This is a genomic window from Hymenobacter terricola, assembly GCF_017921975.2.
GTDB classification, from domain to species: domain Bacteria; phylum Bacteroidota; class Bacteroidia; order Cytophagales; family Hymenobacteraceae; genus Hymenobacter; species Hymenobacter terricola.
Genome location: NZ_JAGEMO020000156.1, coordinates 1 through 511, shown reverse-complemented (window position 1 = coordinate 511; position 511 = coordinate 1). Strand labels below are relative to the sequence as shown.

The window sequence follows — 511 nt, the reverse complement described above, 5'->3', positions numbered from 1 at the left end:
TCCCCCCGTGCGCAATCAGGTTTTCGCCCAGGGCCGGCGTGGTGGCCGTCCGGGCCCAGTCGCGCTGCAGCTCCCCCGAAAAGACCATCCACGTAATGGGCGTGACCCCGGCCTGAATCATGCGCTGAACGGCCATCTCGTGGGCTTCGGGGCTGATTCCGCCCGAGGCATCGGTCACCACGTACACCTCGTAGCCTTCGCCGGCGGCCTGAATGGCGACCATGGCCAGGCACAGCTCGGTCCACAGCGCGGCCACGACCAGCTTTTTGCGGCCGGTCTTTGCCACCCACGCTACCACCCGCTCGTCCTGCCAGGCATTGATCCAGGTGCGGTCGAGGGGTTGTTGCTCCGGGAAAACCTCCTGCAGCTGCTGCAGGATGAGCCCCCCGCGCGCTTCCGTGACGGTGGACAAAAGCGTGGGCACGCCGTAGCCTTTCGCCGCTTTGGCGACCCCCACCACGTTGTTGATGACGGTCTGCGTGTCGTGGCTGCGCAGCGTGGCGAATTGAAA

The 511-nt window shown here is 66.1% G+C and carries 1 protein-coding gene; it reads right to left on the bottom strand.

The features are described from left to right. Positions 1-511: isochorismatase family protein (locus J4G38_RS27830; protein ID WP_226164052.1), on the bottom strand; the 511-nt coding region annotated here is incomplete at both ends.